Source organism: Streptomyces sp. TG1A-60, assembly GCF_037201975.1.
GTDB lineage: Bacteria > Actinomycetota > Actinomycetes > Streptomycetales > Streptomycetaceae > Streptomyces.
In genome coordinates this window covers 5,496,059-5,516,032 of sequence record NZ_CP147520.1, presented here as the reverse complement: position 1 = coordinate 5,516,032, position 19,974 = coordinate 5,496,059, and the positions used below count along the sequence as shown (strand labels likewise).

Genomic DNA, 19,974 nt, shown 5'->3' with positions numbered 1-19,974 from the left:
GCCGGCGTACAAGGAGGCATCCGTGCCGCACGTCCTGGTCCTCAACGCGTCGTACGAGCCGCTCGGCGTCGTACCGCTTCGCCGCGCGCTCGTCCTCGTCCTGGAGAACAAGGCCGTCTCCCTGGAGGAATCCGGCGCCCATCTGCACAGCGCGACCGTCACACTCCCCGCACCCAGCGTGGTCCGGCTCAAGCGTTTCGTCCGGGTCCCCTATCGGGGGCCCGTTCCTCTCACCCGCCGGGCGCTGTTCGCCCGTGACGGGGGCCGGTGCATGTACTGCGGTGGCGTCGCAACCAGCGTCGACCACGTCATCCCGCGCAGTCGCGGGGGCAAGCACGTCTGGGACAACGTCGTCGCGTCGTGCCGCCGCTGCAACCACGTCAAGGCGGACCGTCATCTCGTCGAGATCGGCTGGCGGCTCCGTCACAAACCCGCTCCGCCCACCGGCCTGGCCTGGCGCATCATCGGCACCGGCCATAGGGACCCGCGCTGGCTGCCCTACCTGCAGCCGTACGGCGCGGACGACGCGTTGGCCCGGATCGACGGCATCTCCGCCTGACGATCCGGGTTTTTGCATGACCGGGCGCTCCAGCACGGGGCGCCCGGAGCGCTCACATCCACTCGACCTGCGGCTTCATCACCGTCTTCACAGGTACCCCCCGTTCCCCCCACCAGCGTGATCGCCTACTGTCACCCCAACAGTGGGCCCCTTGCTCTGGAGCGCAACGCCCAGGGGCCGCTTCGAATGTGGGGACTCATGCGCAAGCTCGCCATAGGTGCCATGTGGGGCGGCCTCGGCACGGCCGAGCTGCAGCGGATCGCCAAGGTCACGGTCAACGCCACGCCGGAGCCGGCCGTCAAGGACAGGACCCTCACGGTCAAGGGCAAGCTCACCCGGGCCGACTGGGCCAGGCGCGCCTGCACCGGTTACGTGCCGCGTGCCACGAACGACCGTGCCGCGCTGCGTTCCCGGTGCGGGCCGACCCGTCCCCAACGCCCAGCTCTCATGTGAACTCCCTGTGCTGCGGGAGGCGTTGGAGAGTGAGCTCGCCGCCACCCGTGACGAAGTCGCGCCCCGACGGCCGCACCGCCCGCATTCCCGCGCTCAGACGGGTCTCCAGTGACTGGGGCGGGGTCGGGGCGTCGCCGCCACCCCTGTCCTGGGCACGGCCCTGCTCGGCCTGGACCGTGTGGGCGCGCCGAGGACCGTGCACGCGCGCGTGCGGGCGCATGACGAAAGAGGGTGACCTGACGGGCCCGTGCCCCCTCACTTTTCATCTCGAACGCGTTCGAACCCCCGGGAACCGAACCGAACCGGAGCGCGTATTCATGGGCAGGGGGTGGTGCGGGAAGCCTTGTGCCGCACCGGAGTTCGACAAGCACACGACGTACGGACACGATCGGGGAACAAGATCGAGTCAAGGCCTGTGCGATGTCAGTCCCGACGGCGATACTTGCGGCCGTGCACCTCCGTCCGTGCGAGCGGGCGGATGTGATGGACGGATGACCAGGGGGAGGTCAGGTGACATACACGCCGAAGGGCAGCGCGCCACCGCCGGCACCACCCGCGGGACCGGGCCCGGCCGTGCCGCCGCAGGCCACGCACGCGTCCCGGTCACCATTCCCGCCTCCGGCCCCGGACGGCGGCCCGCCCCGCCGGACCGCGTTCGCGGAGGGCGTCGACCGACTGCGCGCCGCCGCGACCACCGAGCCCGGCCGGCTGCGCGTCATCGGCGCCGTCCTCGCCCTCCTCGTCGTCGCGTTCGGGTCCGTCACCGCCTGGCAGATGAACGACCGCTCGGCCGCCGCCGACGACGTACTGCACGGCAGCCAGCCCCTCAGCTCCGCCGCGGCCGAGATCTACCGTTCCCTGGCCGCCGCCAACACGGCGGCCTCCAGCGGCTTCCTCGCGGGCGGCCAGGAGACGCAGGAGTCGCGCGAGAGATACGAGCGGGAGATCCGGGAGGCCGCCGACGGTCTGGCCACCGCCGCCGCCGCGTCGGAGCGCGGCTCCGGCTCGGGGAAGCGCGTCGCCGAGCTGAACGCCCTGCTGCCGGAGTACAAGGGTCTGGTCGAGCGGGCCCGCGCCAACAACCGGCTGGGGTACCCGCTGGGCGGCGCCTACCTGCGCTACGCGAACGACAAGATGCAGAAGCAGATGCTCCCGAAGGCGAAGGAGATCTACGACAACGAGAACGAGCGGCTCCGTGCGGACTACGCCGACGCCACGTCGTATCCATGGGCCGCGATCGCTCTCGGAGTCCTCGCCATCGGTGGCCTCGTCTGGGCCCAGCGGCGCAACTACCGGCGAACGAACCGGGTGTTGAACCACGGCCTGGTCGCGGCGACGGCCGCCTCCACGGTCGTCCTGGTGTGGCTGGCCGTCGGCCACACCGTCGCCCGCTCGGGGCTGAACGACTCCTACGACGACGGCGTACGGTCCCTGACCGCGCTGAACGACGCGCGCATCGCCTCCCTCAGCGCCCGCGGCAACGAGAACCTGACGCTGATCAGCCGGGGCGCGGAGTCCGCGAAGAACGCGAAGGGCGAGGTCGTGGACAAGTTCGACCTCCAATTCGACACCGACATGGCGACGCTCGAGAAGCAGTTGGCCGCCGCCGAGGACATCGCCGACGACGACAGCGGCGAGAAGCCCGTGAAGGCCGCCTCCGCCAACATGAAGGTGTGGCTGGAGCGGCATGACAGTGCCCGCGAGGCCGACGACAAGGGCGACTACCAATGCGCCCTCGACCAGGTGATCGGCGGCGAGGCGAGGCCCGAATGCCGACAGGGCGACAAGCCGACGCGCGAGTGCTTCGACAACGTCGACGACAACCTGGGCACCGCGAGCAGGCACGAGGAAGGCGAGTTCGAGCGGGCGGCCCAGGGCGGTCGCGACGCGATGACCGGCCTCCCGGTGGGCGCCGCGGTGCTGGCCGTGCTGGGCGCGGCGGGCGCGGTGCTGGGCATCGGGCGCAGGCTTTCGGAGTACCGGTGACGGCGGGAGGAGACGCGGTGGAAAGGGGAGTGATGAGTGCGGTACGACGCCTGCGGGCCGGCCTCAGGGGCTGGGGCGGCGTGGGCACGATGGTGGTCCTCTGCGCCCTGACCGTCGTCTTCGCCCTGGTTCTGCCGGTCAGCGGAACACGCGGCGACGGCGCCACGGGCACCGGCGGCGAGAGTGTCGCCCGGAGCTCCCAGGCACGGGCGGACGAGTGCGACACCATGGACGATCCGGAGAACCAGAGCCTCAGGCCCTCCTCCGACGAGTCCGGCCCGATCATCGCGAGGATCAGGAAGAACGACTTCATCACGGTCGGCGTCGACCAGAACAGCTACGGCTGGGGCTACCGCGACCCGAACAACACCACCGCGGGCGCCGAGCTGGAAGGCTTCGACATCGACCTGGCGCACCACATAGCCGACGAGATCCTCGGCGACCCCGACAAGGTGCGCTTCCGGGCGGTTCCCACGAACCAGCGCATCCCGGCGATCGAATCCGGGCAGGTCGACATGGTGGTCCGCACCATGACGATCAGTTGCACGCGCATGCGTGAAGTCGCCTTCTCCCAGCCGTACTTCAAGACCGGACAGCAGGTCCTGGCCCCCAAGTCCTCCACCGTCAAGGGGTACGGCAGGACGCTGGCGGGCAAGAGGGTCTGCTCGGCCAGCGGTTCCACCGCCTGGGAGATCCTGAAGGCCGACCAGAAGTCCGGCAAGCTGCCCGCCTCCGCCGACATCACCTCCGTCAACCCGCCCAACCAACTCGACTGCCTGGTAAGGCTCCAGCTCGGCGAGGTCGACGCCGTGGTCACCGACGGCGCCCTCGCCGCGAGCCAGGCGGCACAGGACCCGACGGTCGATCTGATGGGCGAGCCGTTCACCACCGAGTACTACGGCGTGGCGATGCACCTGGAGGCGGAAGCTCTGGTACGCCGGGTCAACCAGGTTCTGGAGGAGTACCTGAAGGACGGCTGGCAAGCCTCGTACAACACCTGGCTGTCCGCGACGCTCGGCGACAACTCGGCGGACTCCCGGCCACCAGCCGACCAGAAGTACCGGGACTGAGGCAACCGACCCAACTGAAATGACCGACACCGACAGCAGCGAGAGGTGATCGATGGGCGTCGCGGGATCCACCGGGCCGGTGATGGACCGGGACGAGGTGGACCGTGCGCTCGCGCGGCTCGGCGCGGAGCACGAGGCCATCGAGACCTCGCTGCTCGCCCTGCAGGACCACGCGGGCCGCAGGCTGCTCGAAGGTGCCGAACTGACCGGCGTCACCAAGGAGCGCTGGACCTCGGCGGAGGCGTCGATCACGCTCCTGTGGGCGTACTTCGACGCGTACACGGACGCGCTGCGCTCCGCCCGGGAGATCCGTTCCCGGCGCCGCTGGTCCAGCCGTGAGGACCTGGTGGAGCTGACCGGGCTGCTGCGCGGCGAGGCCGTCACGGTCGCCGGCTCCGCGACGGCGATGGCGAACGCGCCGACGCTGCACGGCGCGAGCCGTCTCAGCGAGCAGTTCTCACTGGTCACGCTGGTGGACCGGATGAACGACCTGTACGCCTCCTCGCTGGACATGGTGGTGGCCGCCGACGCCGTGTGGTCCGCGCTGCCCGCCCGGATCGATCTGCTGGCCGCCGAGCTCCAGCGCACCCGCCAGCTCGCGCACTCCGTCGGCGTACGCCCCGGTGAGCACCCGGCCGGTGACGACCTGGAGCGGATCACCCGCACCCTGAGCGGGCTCCGTGAGCGGGTCATCTCCGACCCGCTGGCCTTCTGGGTGCCCGCACCGGGCAGTTCGGCGCCCGGCGGCGGCCGGCCGGACACCTCCACGTACGACCGTGAGGCACGTGCCCTGGAGGACGTACGGCGGGAGATCGAGGCCGTGCTGACCGTCCGGCAGGACGCGGAGTCGCGGCTGGTGAAGCTGCGGGACGTACTCAGCCGCGCGGACCGTACGCTCGCCGAGGCGCGCAGCGCGCGCGGTGAGGTGCTGGCGAAGATCGCCGCGACCGAGGTGCCGGTGGTCAGCGGCCCGCCGACGGTGCTCCAGGAGCAGTTGGCGATGGCGGCCGAGTACCGCAGACACGCGCAGTGGCACCGGCTGTCCCCGCTCCTGGAGTCCCTGGAGCGGAAGGCGGACGACGAACTGCTGCGCGCTCGCGAGTCGTTGACGGCCGTGACCGCACCGCTGGCGATCCGCGCGGAGCTGCGCGGCCGGCTCGACGCGTACAAGGCGAAGGTCGCCCGGCACGGCTTCGCGGAGGACTCGCTGCTGGTCGAGCGGTATGACGCGGCACGCCGCATGCTGTGGAGCGCCCCCTGCGACCTGCGCGTCGCCGAGCAGGCGGTGCTGCGCTACCAGCAGGCGGCGGCCGAACTGCTGGGCACCTCGGTGCCCGGCCCGCGCGTCCCCCAGGACCGGCGGGAGGAGCAATCGTGAGTCGGACGGACGAGGACCCCGCCAGCGAGCAGGGGCGGCAGCAGTCGTGTCAGCGGCCCGGTTGCTCGGGTTCGTACGAGGACGTGGGCGGCGGCGAGCTGTACTGCGAAACCTGCGGTCTGGCCCCGGTCGTCTCGGCCGGCGGCATGGTCTCCTCCCCGCCCACCGGCATCACCGGGGGCGGCAAGGGCTCACGCGGCTCCGGGCCGAACAGCTCACGCTCCTCGCGCTCCTCGCGGACGTCCGCCCGCTCCTCGCAGTCCCGGCGCTCTGTCTCGGGCCGGCTCTCGCGCGCCCTGTCGGGCAAGTCGACGGGCCGCTCGGTGTCGGTGCGCAGTTCCGGCAAAACCGCCTCCTCCTCCGGGCGGGCGCGGCTCGGCGTCGGTCTGGTCCAGGTCCCGGACGTGCCGCGCCCGGACCCGCGTTCGATGGTCCTGGAGACCGCCGAGGTACCCGAGCGGAAGCGGTTCTGCTCACGCTCCGACTGCGGGGCGCCGGTCGGGCGGGCGCGCGGTGACCGGCCGGGGCGCACGGAGGGCTTCTGCACCAAGTGCGGCCACCCGTACTCGTTCGTGCCGAAGCTGCACTCGGGCGACATCGTGCGCGGCCAGTACGAGGTCGTGGGCTGTCTCGCGCACGGCGGCCTGGGCTGGATCTACCTCGCCGTAGACCGGGCGGTGTCGGACCGGTGGGTCGTGCTGAAGGGCCTCCTCGACACGGGCGACCAGGACGCGATGGCCGCCGCGATCTCCGAGCGGCGTTTCCTCGCCGAGATCGAGCACTCCAACATCGTCCGCATCTACAACTTCGTCGAACACCTCGACCAGCGCACCGGCTCGCTGGACGGGTACATCGTGATGGAGTACGTCGGCGGCAAGTCCCTCAAGGAGATCGCCAACGACCGCCGCACGGCAAACGGTCGGCGTGATCCGCTCCCGGTCGAGCAGGCCTGCGCGTACGGCATCGAGGCCCTGGAGGCGCTCGGCCACCTCCACAGCCGCAATCTGCTGTACTGCGACTTCAAGGTCGACAACGCGATCCAGACCGAGGACCAGCTCAAGCTGATCGACATGGGCGCGGTGCGCCGGATGGACGACGACGAGTCGGCCATCTACGGCACGGTCGGCTACCAGGCGCCCGAAGTGGCCGACGTCGGCCCGTCGGTGGCCTCCGATCTCTACACGGTCGCCCGTACGCTCGCGGTACTCACCTTCGACTTCCAGGGCTACACGAACGTCTTCGTGGACTCCCTGCCCGACCCGGACAACATCGAGGTCTTCCGCCAGTACGAGTCCTTCTACCGCCTGCTGGTGCGGGCCACCGACCCCGACCCGGCCCGCCGGTTCGCCTCCGCGCAGGAGATGGCGGAGCAGCTGACGGGGGTGCTGCGCGAGGTCGTCTCACTGCAGACGGGCCGGGCACGGCCCGCGCTGTCGACGATCTTCGGGCCCGAACTGAAGGTCACGGACACGGAGTTGTTCGCGGAGCTGGACGGGGAGGTGTCCCGGCTGGGGACACGGCGCGACAAGGCGGCCGTGAAGAACGGCGGTTCGCCTTCCGGTACGCCCGCGCTGCTGACCGGTGGCTCGCCCTCCCCCGCGAAGCTCACCAAGCAGCTGGACACCGCCGCCTCGGCCCTCGCGCTGCCCGTCCCGCGCGTGGACCCCGGGGACGCCAACGCCGGGTTCCTGGCGGGCCTCATGGCCTCCGCGCCCACCGAGTTGATCACGGCGCTGCACGCGGCGCCCAGCGGCTCCCTGGAGCTGCGGCTGCGGGAACTGCGGGCCCGCCTGGAGATGGGCGAGTTCAGCATCGCGCTGGCCACCCTGGACGCCCTGGAGCGGGATCACCCCGACGACTGGCGGGTGGTCTGGTACCGCGGTGTGGCCGCACTCGCCACCGGCGACCACGAGAACGCCGCACTGTCCTTCGACGCGATCTACGACGCCTTCCCGGGCGAGCCGGCTCCCAAGCTGGCCCTCGGCCTGTGCGCGGAGGTGCTGGGGCAGCTGGACAACGCCGCCGAGTACTACCGCCTGGTGTGGACGACCGACCCCAGCTTCGTCAGCGCCGCGTTCGGGCTCGCCCGGGTGCGGCTGACCGCCGGGGACCGGCAGAACGCCGTCCGCGTCCTGGAGTCCGTACCGGAGGCGTCCATCCACTACACCGCCGCCCGCGTCGCCGCCGTACGGGCGCGGCTCAGACACCGTACGGAGGCGGCGCTCGCGCCCGGGACCGCGTCGTCCGGTGCCGTACCGGACGCGCCGTTCCTGGAGGACCTGACCGCCGCCGCCGGGCAGGTCGAGGCGCTCGGCGGGTACGGTCTGGACGCGGTGCGCCGCGAGCAGTTGTCCACAGAGGTCCTCGGCTGTGCCCTGGACTGGGTACTCTCCGGTAGCCAGGGTGCCGCGCCCCCGGCCGGCGAGCGGGTGCTGCTCGGCAGCGCGCTGGACGAACGCGGCCTCCGCTTCGGACTGGAGCGGTCGTACCGCACACTGGCCCGGCTCGCTCAAGGCGGCGATGAGAGGATCGACCTGGTGGAACGTGCCAACCGTTACCGCCCCCGGACGTGGGTGTAGTTCATGTCGCAGATGCCCCAGCCGACCGCGCTGACGAAGTGCCCGATCTGCGAGTGGCCCCTCGCTTCGGACGACCGCTTCTGCGGTGCGTGCGGCTATGACCTCTCGGCGGTGCCCGCGCCGCCGGAGGACCAGCCGACCGTCACCCTGAACGGGACGGCGGGCGAGCCGCCCGAGGAGGCCATGCCCGTGGACTGGCCCGTCGCCTCCGAGCCGAGTTCCGAGACCCCCGGGCCGGTGGTCCGTCCCACCGACATCCCGGGCACCGACTCGGGCGGCGGCGACCTGCCCGGTCCGGGGCGGGGCGTCCGGTTCGACCGGGCCCACGAGCCCGACGAGTATCCGCTGGCCGCGCCCCAGCCGCCGGACCCGCGGACCGTCGACCCGGCCACACCGCCGGCCGGCACGAAGCTGTGCGTGGCCTGCCGCGGAGGGCATGTCGACGAGGACGGCTACTGCGAGAACTGCGGGCACGCCCAGCCGCGGGAACGCGACCACGTGGAACAGGAGTTGGGCGCGGTCGCCGCGGTCAGCGACCGGGGGTTGCGCCACCACCGCAACGAGGACGCGTTCGCGATCTCCTCGACGGCGCTGCCCGACGGCTCCCCCGCGGTCGTCGCGATCGTCTGCGACGGCGTGTCCTCCGCGACCCGCCCCGACGACGCCTCGCTCGCCGCCGCCCGCGCCGCGGGCGAAACGCTGCTGGACTCCCTGCCGCGCGGCACCCACCCGCAGCAGGCGATGCACGACGCGATCGTCGCCGCCGCCAACGCCGTCAACGCCCTGGCGGGGGAGCCGGAGACGGCCCATCAGCACTCCCCGCACCAGAACGCTCCGGCGTGCACCATCGTCGGCTCCGTCGTCACCCCGACCCTGCTCGTCGTGGGCTGGGTCGGCGACAGCCGCGCCTACTGGGTCCCGGTGGACCGCAGCGCGCCCCCGGCCCGGCTCACCGAGGACGACTCGTGGGCGGCACAGATGGTGGCCGCGGGACTGATGAACGAGGCCGAGGCGTATGCCGACGAGCGCGCCCACGCGATCACCGGCTGGCTCGGCGCGGACGCGTACGAACTGGAGCCGCACACCGCTTCCTTCAAACCCGACCGGCCGGGTGTAGTGGTGGTGTGCACCGACGGACTGTGGAACTACGCGGAGGCCGCCGAGGAGATGGCCGGGGCCGTGCCCCTGGACGCGGCCGAGCGACCGCTGCACTGCGCGCAGGTCCTGGTCGGCCGCGCCCTCGACGGCGGCGGCCACGACAACGTAACAGTGGCCGTCCTGCCGTTCCCCGCACTGCCCCAGGGGGCAGGATCGGCCTGAGGGGCTCGCGGGCGGGATGTTCGCGGGCGACTCGGCGGCCGGGCGGGTACGGCCGCCGGACCGGAGGGGACCGGTCCGGCCACGGGCACGGGCACGGGCACGCACAGTCATCACCCCACGTGCTGTGGGGCTACCAGTGGGGCTGCTAGGGGGATCAGAGTAGGCATGGCCAATTTCTCGAAGTCGAACGTGCCGCAGTTCTCGGTCGAGGTGTACCAGAACGAGTACCTGCCCGAAGGCGGCCGCGAGGTCAACGCCATCGTGACGGTCAGCGCGACCGGCGGTGGCACCATCGGCAGCGCGGTCACCGCGCCGCACCTCTACTCGCCCGGCCAGGGCCCGTCCGCCGCCGTGGCGGTCATGGTCGACTGCTCGGGGTCGATGGACTATCCGCCGACCAAGATACGCAACGCCCGGGACGCCACGGCCGCCGCGATCGACACCCTGCGTGACGGCGTCCACTTCGCGGTGATCGACGGCACCCATGTGGCCCGCGAGGTCTATCCCGGCGGCGGCCGGCTCGCCGTCGCCGACTCCACCACCCGGGACCAGGCCAAGCAGGCGCTGCGCAGGCTCAGCGCGGGCGGCGGCACCGCGATCGGCACCTGGCTGAAGCTCGCCGACCGGCTGCTCGCCTCCGCCGACGTCGCCATACGCCACGGCGTCCTGCTCACCGACGGCCGCAACGAGCACGAGTCACCTCAGGACCTGAAGGCCGCGCTGGACGCCTGTGCCGGACGGTTCACCTGTGACGCGCGTGGAGTCGGCACCGACTGGGAGGTCAAGGAGGTCACCGGGATCGCCTCCGCGCTCCTCGGCACCGCCGACATCATCGCCGACCCGGCCGCCCTGTCCGCCGACTTCACACAGATGATGGAGACGGCCATGGGCAAGGAGGTCGCGGACGTCGCCCTGCGGCTGTGGACCCCGGTCGGCACACAGATCAAGTTCGTCAAACAAGTGGCCCCCACGGTCGAGGAGTTGACCGACCGCCGCAGTGAGGCGGGACCGCGCGCCGGGGACTACCCGACCGGCTCGTGGGGAGACGAGTCGCGTGACTACCACGTCTGCGTCGAGGTCCCGGCCGCATCCCTCGGCCAGGAGATGCTGGCCGCCCGGGTGTCCCTGGTCATCCCGCAGCCCGGCGACGGCACGGCGCAGAACCTCGGCGCCCAGGGCCTGGTGAAGGCCGTGTGGACCGACGACATGGCCGCGTCCACCTCGATCAACCCCCAGGTCGCGCACTACACGGGTCAGGCGGAACTGGCACAAGTCATCCAACAGGGTATGGACGCCCGCAAAGCCGGTGATTTCGACGGCGCAACGGCCAAGCTGGGGCGGGCCGTTCAGCTCGCGAGCGCGTCGGGGAACGCGGATACTGCGAAACTGCTTGCGAAGGTGGTGGACGTGGTCGACGCGACGACAGGTACTGTGCGACTGAAAGCGAAGGTCACGGAGGCCGACGAGATGACTCTCGAAACCCGGTCGACAAAGACTGTTCGTGTAAAGAAGTAAGAAGAAGCAACCGGAAACACCGCTGCACATGAGCCGGGCTCCCCCACCGGGGATCCGGACAGAACCGGCCACACCGGCCCGTCGCGGCCACAGCACCCGGCCGAGAGGCCGGAAAGGAGAGGGGGAAGCGCCGACATGCCGACCTGCCCGAACGGACACCAGTCGGGTTCCGACGACTGGTGCGAGGTCTGCGGTCACCGTATGGCCGGTGCCGTACCCCCGCCGCCACCCCCGCCGCCACCGCCGCCGCCACCGGGCGCCGGTTACGGATACCCGCCGCCCGGCTCACCTCCCCCGGGCGCGGGGGGACCGGGGGGCCCCGGGGGTCCCGGAGGACGACCGCGCCTCGCCGCCGAGCCGGAACTCTGCCCGCAGTGCCGCACGCCCCGCGAGGGCGGCGCGCCCTTCTGCGAGGAGTGCCGCTGGAACTTCCTGACCAACACGGCGACGACTTACACACCGGCCGCGCCTCGGCCCTCGGCGCCGTCGCCGGGTGCCGGTCCGGGCGGGCCTGGGCCTGGAGCGGGCCCCGGTGGACCTGGTCCGGGTGCCGGGCCCGGTGCCGGCGGAAACCCCGCGCTCCGCTTCCAGCAGCCTCCGCCGTCGTTCGGCGGTGGTGACGCGTACGACTACCAGAGCTCACGACCCTCACAGATGAACCGTCCCGCCGAGCCGATCCCGTCGGGGCCGCCGTTCGGCGGCGACCCGTCGGGCCGGGGCGGACCGGGCGGACCTAACGGTCCGGGTGGTCCCGGTGGATTCGGCGAGCCGCGCGGTCCCGGGGGTCACGGCGGACCCGGTGGTCATGGGCAGTCTGGTCGTCCCGGCGGGCCCGAAAGCCCCTCCGGGCCGGGGGTTTCCTCCGGGTTCGGTGGTGGGCCTTCGGGTCCGCCCGGACAGCCTGGTCCGGGACAGGGCGGTCGGCCGGGGCAGTCCGGCCCGTCCGCCTTCGGCGGTGACCCTTCGCGGCCCGGCCCCCCGGGCTTCGGCGGCGATCCGTCACGACCCGGGCCTTCTGGCTTCAGCGGCGATCCGTCACGACCGGTTCCGCCACCGCCCGGACCTACGCCGGGTGGGCCCGGCGGCCCTGGCGGGTCCGGTGGGCCGGGCGGATTCGGCGGCCCTGGCGGGTCCGGTGGGCCGGGCGGATTCGGCGGGCCTGGTGGACCGGGTGGTCCTGGCGGCCCCCGTGGCCAGGATCCCGGCGGTCAGGGCCCCGGTGACCAGGGCCGTGGTCAGGGCCCTGGTGGGGCACCGCAGGCGTTCCAGCAGTCGGGGCCACCGGCTCCGCCCGCTTTCCCACAGGAAACCCGGCGACCGCAGCCCGGGGGCCCTGGCGGACCCGGTGGTCCGCAGTCCGGTGGGGGCCCCGCCTTCGGTGGCGACGACGACTGGGTGATCTCCCCGCCGTCCTCGACGGGTCCGGGCCAACCAGGTGGGCGCGGTGGACCCGGCGGTGCCGGCGGACCCGGCGGCGCGGGTGCCCGCCCCGGCGGCTACGGTTACCCGCAGCCCGGTGCCACCCAGGCCCCGCCCGGCCCCGCGTACTCGCAGGCGCCGACGACCTGGAGCGCGACCATCGGCCCGGACCGCGACTACTTCATGGCGATGATGCAGCGCTCGGGCCCCGAGGCCGCGGGCCTGAACCTGCCCGCGTACTCCCCCGAGCAGCGGCGTCCCCTCACCGGCAACCAGATCACCATCGGCCGCCGCCGCCACTCCACCGGCGACACCCCCGACATCGATCTCTCGGTGCCGCCGGAGGACCCGGGCGTCTCCCACCAGCACGCGGTACTGGTGCAGCAGCCGGACGGCAGCTGGGCGGTCGTCGACCAGAACTCCACCAACGGAACCACGGTCAACGGCTCCGAGGACCCCATCCAGCCCTTCGTCCCCATCCCCCTCCAGGACGGAGACCGGGTACACGTGGGCGCGTGGACGACGATCACCATCCACCGGGGCTGACGCGCACCGCAGCCGCGAAACGACCGGGGCCGACTGAACGGTTCAGTCGGCTCCGACTCGTCGGTCCGGGTCCTCGGGCCGTCCGAATCACGGCAAGGGCCAGGCGTACGGGCCCTCCGGGTCGTCCAGCCACGCCCAGGCGTGCTCGCCGCGGACCGTGATGCCGTAGCGGTCACGGGAGGGCATGTCCTCGCGCTGCCACAGGGCGAGCGCCTCGTGCGGGTCGAGGCTGCCCGCCGTGAGGGCCAGCAGGAACCGGAAGAGCTCGTGGTCCCTGGCCTGTCGCGGCAACCCGCCCAGATGCGGGCGCACCGCCTCCGTCTCGCTGCTCCCACGCAACGGCACGAAGTACGCGGACGTGTGCAGGAACCGCCCCTCGGCGTGCTCGGCTTCCTCGACCCGCAGCCGTACCAGCCCCGTGGCCAGCGGCGTCAGGATGCGTGCGCCGGTGGTGCACTGGGCGAGCCAGGGGCGCGGGATCGAGTGCAACGTGCAGGTGGCGATGATCCGGTCGTACGGCGCCCGCTCGGGCACTCCGCGCGCCCCGTCCCCGGTGACCACGGTCGGGTGGTACCCGGCGGCGTCCAGGTGCCTGCGCGCCGCCTCCGTGATGTCGGCGTCCAGGTCGACGGTGGTGACCAGGTCGTCACCCAGCCGGTGCGCGAGCAGGGCGGCGTTGTAACCGGTGCCGGCGCCGATCTCCAGCACCCTGTCGCCTTCCTCCACCTCCAGTTCGGCCAGCATCTTCGCCATCAGCGAGGGCTGGCTGCTGGAGGAGATCAGCTCCCCGTCGCGCACCCGCGTGGCGAGCGGGGCGTCCGCGTACGCGCCCCGCACCCAGCGCTCACGCCGCCGGGGGTCGCGTTCCTCGCCCCACCGCCGTTCGAAACCGCCCGAACCGCCGGCGTAGTAGTACGGGACGAAGAGGTGCCGGGGGACGGTCTCGAACGCCTTCCGCCACTCCGGGTCGGCTTCCCAAGCCCCGCTCGCCTCGATCTCGCGCACCAGCGCCGACCGCGCCTCGGCGGCGAGGCGTTCCAGGTCGTGGTCCACAGCATGCGTGCCCATACCTCCACTGTGCGGCGAGAGGCGGCCGGAGGCGAGCACCACGGCACACCGGCGCGGTCACCGGCCCGGTCGTGGGTGGTCCTAAGCCTTGAGTCCTCCGTCTCCGTGTCTGAGACCATGGGGGACGTGAAAGAGATTCGGCGAGGCACACTTCAGGAGCAGACCTTCTACGAGCAGGTCGGCGGCGAGGAGACCTTCCGGCGCCTCGTGCGCCGTTTCTACGAGGGTGTCGCCGAGGACCCGGTCCTGCGGCCCATGTACCCCGAGGAGGACCTGGGCCCGGCCGAGGACCGGCTCACGCTGTTCCTGATCCAGTACTGGGGCGGCCCCACCACCTACAGCGAGAACCGAGGCCACCCCCGACTCCGTATGCGCCACGCTCCGTTCACCGTCGACCGCGCGGCCCACGACGCCTGGCTGAAGCACATGCGCGACGCCGTCGACGAGCTCGGCCTCTCCGAGGAACACGAGCACACCCTGTGGAACTACCTCACGTACGCGGCAGCATCGATGGTGAATGCCCCGGGCTGACCGGATCCACCACGGGCCAGGACGACTGCGCCCGCGACCGACCCACCGCAGGCCGAGCACCGCGCCGCAGTCCCGCAGAAGCGTTGACGGTTTGAGGCCCGACGATGTCGCTCTTGCGAAGGCCTCGCCGAGCGTCTGCTCAGCACGATCATCGACGGCACCTGCCCGCCGGACATGCGCTCTCCCCCGGGGACCGAGCTCGCACAGCAACGACGCGAGCCACTGGATGTTCGTCAGGCTCGCCGGCCTGGACGCGGCGAACGGTCAGTGCGGCTGGACGGTCCTCACCACGGTCATGGGCCGCGTCGGCTGCGCCTTCACGGCCGCCGTCCCGCCACTGCTCCAGCGAAACGGGCGGCCTCAGCGGACGCTGAGGTCCAGCGCCCCGAGTCCCGCCATCCGTACGGCGATCGCCCCGTACGGTGTGCGCAACCGCAGCCAGGCTCCCGACGAGTACAGTCCCAGCGACGCCTCGCCGACCGGGTCGGCCGTCCGCGCGGGACGGAGGAAGCCGAGTGACTGGGCCGCGTGCACCGCCCGGACCGGCAGACGGGTGGTCCCGACCGCCCGGGACCAGATCTCCCGCCCGATCCGGTCGAGTTCGGCCCGTGTACGCCGCTCGGCCGGCAGTTCCTCGGTCCGGGACCGGAATTCCCTCACCGCGGCGGAGACCATGGCCCGCAACGCGTCCGGCTCAGGCAGCCCAGCCTCAGACCGCCAGCCGCCGCGCGGGGGAAGCACCCCGGCCCACGGCGGCCCGGTCACCGCCCCCGGAACGACGGCCGTGGCCGCCGACTCGTCGATGTACTCCAGGAGTTCACCGGCCGACACGGTCACGTCGAGCATGACGTGGAAGCCGTCCTCGTACGGCTTGGCGAGGCGCACCGCGCGGATCGCCAGGACCTCGAAGGACGGTGGCCGGCCGAAGACGGCCAGAGCGGTGCCGACCGCCTGGAGGCGGACCGCGGCCCCACGGTCGTAGTGGAGCAACCGTGAGAGGAAGGCCGCGAGATCCGCCGCCTCCCCCTCGTCGGCGAGGTGGAGCACCGTCATGCGGCGACGGCCTCCTCCTCTTCATCCCTGTACTCCTCCAGGAACTCACGTTCCTCGGAGGTGATCCGGCGGGGCCGCTGCGTCGCGAAGTCGAACGGCACTATCACCGTCGAGGCCCGGACATAGACCTGGTCCGGGTCCTTGACCTCGTAGGTGATCGTGAACGACGCCGCTCTTATCTCCGTGACCCACAGCTCGATGTCCACCGGCTTGTGCCGGTGCACCAGCTGGCGCTTGTAGTCGATCTCATGGCGTGCCACCACGGAGCCCTGCTTGAAGTCCTTCTCCGGGCGGAACAGGAAGTCGATACGGGCTTCCTCCAGGTAGCGGAGGAAGACCACGTTGTTGACGTGGCCGTACGCGTCCATGTCCGCCCAGCGCAGTGGGCAGCGGTAGATGTGCCGCAAGATCAGCCCCGAGTCAGCTTCTTGTAGGTGGCGCGGTGCGGACGGGCCGCGTCCGCACCGAGCCGCTCGATCTTGTTCTTCTCGTACGACTCGAAGTTGCCCTCGAACCAGAACCACTTGGACTCACCCTCGTACGCGAGGATGTGCGTGGCCACCCGGTCCAGGAACCAGCGGTCGTGGGAGACGACCACGGCGCAACCGGGGAACTCCAGGAGCGCGTTCTCCAGCGACGACAGGGTCTCGACGTCGAGGTCGTTGGTCGGCTCGTCGAGGAGCAGCAGGTTGCCGCCCAGCTTGAGAGTGAGCGCCAGGTTGAGGCGGTTGCGCTCACCGCCGGAGAGGACCCCGGCCGGCTTCTGCTGGTCCGGGCCCTTGAAGCCGAACGCGGACACGTAGGCGCGGGAGGGCATCTCGACCTGGCCGACGTTGATGTAGTCCAGTTCGTCGGAGACGACGGCCCACAGCGTCTTCTTGGGGTCGATGTTCTCGCGGCTCTGGTCGACGTAGGAGATCTTGACGGTGTCGCCGACCTTGATCGAACCGGAGTCGGGATCCTCCAGACCCTGGATCATCTTGAAGAGGGTCGTCTTGCCGGCGCCGTTCGGGCCGATGATGCCCACGATGCCGTTGCGCGGCAGCGTGAAGGAGAGGTCGTCGATCAGGACCTTCTCGCCGAATGCCTTGCTGAGGTTGTTGACCTCGACGACCACGTTGCCCAGGCGCGGGCCCGGCGGGATCTGGATCTCCTCGAAGTCCAGCTTCCGCATCTTGTCGGCCTCGGCCGCCATCTCCTCGTAGCGGGCCAGACGCGACTTGGACTTGGCCTGGCGGCCCTTGGCGTTGGAGCGGACCCACTCCAGCTCTTCCTTGAGCCGCTTGGCGCGCTTGGCGTCCTTCTGACCCTCGACCTTGAGACGGGTCTGTTTGGTCTCCAGGTACGTGGAGTAGTTGCCCTCGTAGCCGATCGCGCGTCCGCGGTCGAGCTCCAGGATCCAGCCCGCGACGTTGTCGAGGAAGTACCGGTCGTGGGTGACGGCGACGACGGTGCCGGGGTACTTCGCGAGGTGCTGCTCCAGCCACTGCACGGACTCGGCGTCCAGGTGGTTGGTGGGCTCGTCGAGCAGCAGCAGGTCGGGGGCTTCGAGCAGCAGCTTGCACAGCGCGACGCGGCGGCGCTCACCACCGGACAGGTTGGTGACGGGCCAGTCGCCGGGCGGGCAGCCCAGGGCGTCCATGGCCTGCTCCAGCTGGGTGTCCAGGTCCCACGCGTTCGCGTGGTCCAGGTCCTCCTGGAGCTTGCCCATCTCGTCGAGGAGCGCGTCCGAGTAGTCGGTCGCCATGAGCTCCGCGACCTCGTTGAAGCGCCTGAGCTTGCCCATGATCTCGGCGGCGCCGTCCTGCACGTTCTGCAGGACGGTCTTCGACTCGTCCAGCGGCGGCTCCTGCAGGAGCATGCCGACGGTGTAGCCGGGCGACAGGAACGCGTCGCCGTTGGACGGTTGCTCGAGGCCCGCCATGATCTTGAGAACGGTGGACTTGCCGGCACCGTTCGGGCCGACCACACCGATCTTCGCGCCGGGCAGGAAGCTCAGCGTGACGTCGTCAAGGATCACCTTGTCGCCGTGCGCCTTGCGTGTCTTGCGCATCGTGTAGATGTACTCAGCCAAGAGAAACCGTCCGGCAACTTGAAATCTGGCAGTGGGCAGTACCACCCATCTTGCCGCACGGCCAGCCCTCGACGGAAACCGGCTGGCGAACCCCCTCGGACGAGCGACACGACCCCGGCGCCTTGAAGGCGTACCGGGGCCGCTCGCACGCGCGTGTCACCGCACGGTCACTCACTGTTGAGTTACCAAGGAGCTCTTTCTCTCACAGCCCACAACGCGGATATCGGCGGTTCCCTCTTCACGGGTTCCGCTTGCGGAGGATGATCATCGCCGTGCCACCGATCACGACCAGGCCGATGGCGATGCCCCCGATCACCGGGGTGGCGCCGGAGCTGCCGGTCTCGGCGAGGTCCGCGCCGGAGTCGGCGACGGCGTTGCCACCCACCGTCGCAGGGCTCGGCTCGCTCAGCGTCTGGACCGAGTCGCCGCTCGCACCGGCCTCGGTCTCCGTCCGGCAGTCGAGCACGCCGCGGAAGCGCTTCGCGAAGCCGTTCGGCCCCTTGATCGTGAAGTCGTACGCCTGGTCCTCCTGCAGCGGGATCGTCACCGTGCGGGTCTCGCCCGCGTCGATGGTGTAGCTGATCCCCATCAGCTCGAAGGTGAAGGGCTCGTCGCCCTGGTTGGCCGCCGTGACGTCCAGGCCGCCCTCGGCGCAGTTCTTCTCGGCGGACAGTGCGGGTATCGCACCCTTCTCGGCCCAGTTCGCGGTCGCGGTCGCGGAGACCGTGGAGGCGCTGGAGCCCGCGAGGATCTGGGTCTGGCTGCGGGTGTCGGAGGCGAAGGCCCGGCCGACCGGCACGGTGGTCGAGGCCTGCACGGTCAGCTCGGCCGATCCGTCCGCGGTGTCCTCAGGCACCTCGAAGTACAGCTCGCTGCCGTCACCGGCGGAGATGACGGCCTCGCCGTCCGCGTCGACGACCTTCACACCGGCCGCCGTCGCCTCCGAGGGCGGCGTCAGCGTCACGCCGTCCGCGTTGGTGTGCACCGTGACCGGTCCGAGCCGCTCGCCCGCCCGGCCGGAGACCGCCGACGGGTCGAGGGTCAGCGAGGCGGCCGGCTCCGCCAGGCTCCGCGCGCTCTTCTCCAGGTAGTCCGCGAGCATCTCGGCCTCCGGGTCCAGGGCCGTCACATCGGCCCCGTCCGAGTATCGCCAGATCGCCACCTGCGTACCCGCCGCCGCGTCCTGCTCGGTGAGGCCCTTGGCACCGGCCTTGGCGGCCAGCGCCGCGAGGTCGTTCACCTGCGGGTAGGAGTTCTGCAGGATCCAGCGGATCCTGCCGGCCTCCTCGTTGGCGCCCAGCGAGGTGCCGCTCCAGGGGGTCTCCTGGTACTTGGCGTCCTTCTGCGTCGGGTTCTGGACATCCACGCAGTAGGTCTGCAGGGTGCCGCCGCCGTCGACGAACATCTCGAACAGACCTGCGGTGAGCTGCTGTTCCTGGCCGTCGGTGCGGAGCACGGCCGCCCCGTACGTCTTGAGGCCGTCCATGGTCGCGGTCGCTCCGCCCGAGCTCGGCGCCGTCTCGTCGGCGGCGGCCGGGCCCGCGGTGACGAACGCACCCGCGACGGCGAGTCCGGAGGCGAGTGACACGGCGGCAACGCGGGCTGCCCCTCGCCTGCGCGCGGACCACGTGGCGATCGACGCCGAGAACGAAGAAACCACAGAATTTCCCTTCGAGCAGGACCCCTTGACGTGGGGGGTGTGGTCCCACCAGCAGAATCAGAAGCCCCGTGAGCTATGCCCGGCATCCTAGGGATACGGCGCACCACACTTCCCAGTCGTATCGTCGGACAACCGATCCGAATCGGAATCGTTATCGCTCACACAGCTCGCGAACAGCACTTATCGACAAATCCATGAGGTGCGCACGCCGACTCTTCACAACACCTTCGCTGATAAGCGGCAGTTCGGCCGAACGACCCTTGTGAAGCGGGTGATGTCACGTCACACCGGCGGGCTCCGGCCGCAGTTCGGCAGCCATGTCGAGCGGGCCACCGGGTGGCGGTGTCTCCCAGCTGGGCTCCGGCTGCGCCTGGGCGGCCACCGCCGTCTCTCCCCTGGGCGGCCGACGGAACGCCGAGGTGCCCCGCGCCAGGTCATGGCCGATCGCCACCGCGTCGACGTCCGCCGAGGCCCAGCTCTGCCCGTCCCGCTGTTCGGTGCGGACCTTCAACCGCCCCTGCACCACGACCGGATCGCCCAGCGACACGGACGACGCCACATTCGCGGCGAGGGTGCGCCTCGCCCACACCGTGAAGAAGTTGGTGTGGCCGTCGGTCCACTCGCTCTTCTCCCGGTCCCAGTACCGCGAGGTCACCGCCAGCCGGAACCGGACCGACGAACCCGATGACAACTCCCGGCAGACCGGCTGCGTCGCCACGTTCCCCACCACGCACACCATCGTCTCGTTCATCTCGCGAACCCC

At 71.3% G+C, this 19,974-nt stretch carries 16 protein-coding genes and 1 pseudogene; 11 read left to right on the top strand and 6 right to left on the bottom strand.

Features of this window, described 5'->3' with window-relative positions; genetic code table 11:
* Nucleotides 1-22 precede the first annotated feature (22 nt).
* From WBG99_RS23935 to WBG99_RS23890, 10 genes and pseudogenes are all read left to right on the top strand, one after another.
* Nucleotides 23-559: an HNH endonuclease gene (locus WBG99_RS23935; RefSeq protein ID WP_338898277.1), complete on the top strand. Its 537-nt coding sequence runs from the start codon at nucleotides 23-25 to the stop codon at nucleotides 557-559.
* Nucleotides 560-757: 198 nt separating this feature from the next.
* Nucleotides 758-1,012 carry a hypothetical protein gene (locus WBG99_RS23930; protein WP_338898276.1) on the top strand — a complete coding sequence of 85 codons (255 nt, stop codon included), beginning with the start codon at nucleotides 758-760 and terminating at the stop codon, nucleotides 1,010-1,012.
* A gap of 124 nt (nucleotides 1,013-1,136) precedes the next feature.
* A pseudogene (locus WBG99_RS23925) lies at nucleotides 1,137-1,247 on the top strand (ATPase); the annotation flags it as partial.
* Nucleotides 1,248-1,522: 275 nt separating this feature from the next.
* Nucleotides 1,523-2,998, top strand: a complete 1,476-nt coding sequence (locus WBG99_RS23920) for a hypothetical protein (RefSeq protein ID WP_338898275.1) — start codon at nucleotides 1,523-1,525, stop codon at nucleotides 2,996-2,998.
* 32 nt (nucleotides 2,999-3,030) lie between these two features.
* Nucleotides 3,031-4,068 carry a glutamate ABC transporter substrate-binding protein gene (locus WBG99_RS23915; protein WP_338898274.1) on the top strand — a complete coding sequence of 346 codons (1,038 nt, stop codon included), beginning with the start codon at nucleotides 3,031-3,033 and terminating at the stop codon, nucleotides 4,066-4,068.
* 52 nt (nucleotides 4,069-4,120) lie between these two features.
* Nucleotides 4,121-5,446 carry a hypothetical protein gene (locus WBG99_RS23910; RefSeq protein WP_338898273.1) on the top strand — a complete coding sequence of 442 codons (1,326 nt, stop codon included), beginning with the start codon at nucleotides 4,121-4,123 and terminating at the stop codon, nucleotides 5,444-5,446.
* Nucleotides 5,443-8,025: a tetratricopeptide repeat protein gene (locus tag WBG99_RS23905; RefSeq protein WP_338898272.1), complete on the top strand. Its 2,583-nt coding sequence runs from the start codon at nucleotides 5,443-5,445 to the stop codon at nucleotides 8,023-8,025. The genes WBG99_RS23910 and WBG99_RS23905 overlap by 4 nt, the downstream gene beginning before the upstream one ends.
* A 3-nt stretch (nucleotides 8,026-8,028) precedes the next feature.
* The gene (locus WBG99_RS23900) at nucleotides 8,029-9,345 is read left to right on the top strand and encodes a protein phosphatase 2C domain-containing protein (RefSeq protein WP_338898271.1); all 1,317 of its coding nucleotides are present in this window, start codon (nucleotides 8,029-8,031) and stop codon (nucleotides 9,343-9,345) included.
* A 165-nt stretch (nucleotides 9,346-9,510) separates the two neighbouring features.
* Entirely contained in the window at nucleotides 9,511-10,860 is a 1,350-nt protein-coding gene (locus tag WBG99_RS23895) for a VWA domain-containing protein (protein ID WP_338898270.1), read from the top strand.
* A gap of 135 nt (nucleotides 10,861-10,995) precedes the next feature.
* Complete coding sequence (locus tag WBG99_RS23890; RefSeq protein ID WP_338898269.1) at nucleotides 10,996-12,825, top strand: FHA domain-containing protein; 1,830 nt, start codon at nucleotides 10,996-10,998, stop codon at nucleotides 12,823-12,825.
* Between the two features lie 87 nt (nucleotides 12,826-12,912).
* Here the strand turns inward: WBG99_RS23890 and WBG99_RS23885 are convergent, their stop codons facing one another.
* A complete protein-coding gene (locus WBG99_RS23885; RefSeq protein WP_338898268.1) occupies nucleotides 12,913-13,893 on the bottom strand; it encodes a methyltransferase domain-containing protein in 981 nt (326 codons plus the stop codon).
* A gap of 117 nt (nucleotides 13,894-14,010) precedes the next feature.
* Here WBG99_RS23885 and WBG99_RS23880 point away from each other — a divergent pair, with 117 nt between their 5' ends.
* Nucleotides 14,011-14,424 carry a globin gene (locus tag WBG99_RS23880; RefSeq protein WP_338900463.1) on the top strand — a complete coding sequence of 138 codons (414 nt, stop codon included), beginning with the start codon at nucleotides 14,011-14,013 and terminating at the stop codon, nucleotides 14,422-14,424.
* A 360-nt stretch (nucleotides 14,425-14,784) separates the two neighbouring features.
* On the opposite strand, the gene WBG99_RS23875 is transcribed toward WBG99_RS23880, so the two are convergent.
* The 5 genes from WBG99_RS23875 to WBG99_RS23855 all read right to left on the bottom strand — a co-directional run bounded on the left by WBG99_RS23875 (nucleotide 14,785) and on the right by WBG99_RS23855 (nucleotide 19,962).
* Nucleotides 14,785-15,477 carry a hypothetical protein gene (locus WBG99_RS23875; protein WP_338898267.1) on the bottom strand — a complete coding sequence of 231 codons (693 nt, stop codon included), beginning with the start codon at nucleotides 15,475-15,477 and terminating at the stop codon, nucleotides 14,785-14,787.
* A complete protein-coding gene (locus WBG99_RS23870) occupies nucleotides 15,474-15,884 on the bottom strand; it encodes a thioesterase family protein (RefSeq protein ID WP_338898266.1) in 411 nt (136 codons plus the stop codon). Before WBG99_RS23870 ends, WBG99_RS23875 begins: the two co-directional genes overlap by 4 nt.
* Nucleotides 15,885-15,886: 2 nt before the next feature.
* Nucleotides 15,887-17,551 carry an energy-dependent translational throttle protein EttA gene (ettA, locus tag WBG99_RS23865; protein ID WP_338898265.1) on the bottom strand — a complete coding sequence of 555 codons (1,665 nt, stop codon included), beginning with the start codon at nucleotides 17,549-17,551 and terminating at the stop codon, nucleotides 15,887-15,889.
* Nucleotides 17,552-17,789: 238 nt separating this feature from the next.
* Complete coding sequence (locus tag WBG99_RS23860; protein WP_338898264.1) at nucleotides 17,790-19,211, bottom strand: TQXA domain-containing protein; 1,422 nt, start codon at nucleotides 19,209-19,211, stop codon at nucleotides 17,790-17,792.
* 277 nt (nucleotides 19,212-19,488) lie between these two features.
* Nucleotides 19,489-19,962, bottom strand: coding sequence for a single-stranded DNA-binding protein (locus tag WBG99_RS23855; protein ID WP_338898263.1), 474 nt, complete (start codon nucleotides 19,960-19,962; stop codon nucleotides 19,489-19,491).
* Nucleotides 19,963-19,974: the final 12 nt, after the last annotated feature.

What these genes read in the sequence shown, in the direction of transcription:
- WBG99_RS23855 (WP_338898263.1), bottom strand. Translation starts at nt 19,962, where the DNA reads ATGAACGAGACGATGGTGTGCGTGGTGGGGAACGTGGCGACGCAGCCG.
- WBG99_RS23900 (WP_338898271.1), top strand. Translation starts at nt 8,029, where the DNA reads ATGTCGCAGATGCCCCAGCCGACCGCGCTGACGAAGTGCCCGATCTGC.
- WBG99_RS23930 (WP_338898276.1), top strand. Translation starts at nt 758, where the DNA reads ATGCGCAAGCTCGCCATAGGTGCCATGTGGGGCGGCCTCGGCACGGCC.
- WBG99_RS23910 (WP_338898273.1), top strand. Translation starts at nt 4,121, where the DNA reads ATGGGCGTCGCGGGATCCACCGGGCCGGTGATGGACCGGGACGAGGTG.
- WBG99_RS23895 (WP_338898270.1), top strand. Translation starts at nt 9,511, where the DNA reads ATGGCCAATTTCTCGAAGTCGAACGTGCCGCAGTTCTCGGTCGAGGTG.
- WBG99_RS23885 (WP_338898268.1), bottom strand. Translation starts at nt 13,893, where the DNA reads ATGGGCACGCATGCTGTGGACCACGACCTGGAACGCCTCGCCGCCGAG.
- WBG99_RS23915 (WP_338898274.1), top strand. Translation starts at nt 3,031, where the DNA reads ATGAGTGCGGTACGACGCCTGCGGGCCGGCCTCAGGGGCTGGGGCGGC.
- WBG99_RS23875 (WP_338898267.1), bottom strand. Translation starts at nt 15,477, where the DNA reads ATGACGGTGCTCCACCTCGCCGACGAGGGGGAGGCGGCGGATCTCGCG.
- WBG99_RS23890 (WP_338898269.1), top strand. Translation starts at nt 10,996, where the DNA reads ATGCCGACCTGCCCGAACGGACACCAGTCGGGTTCCGACGACTGGTGC.
- WBG99_RS23880 (WP_338900463.1), top strand. Translation starts at nt 14,011, where the DNA reads ATGGGGGACGTGAAAGAGATTCGGCGAGGCACACTTCAGGAGCAGACC.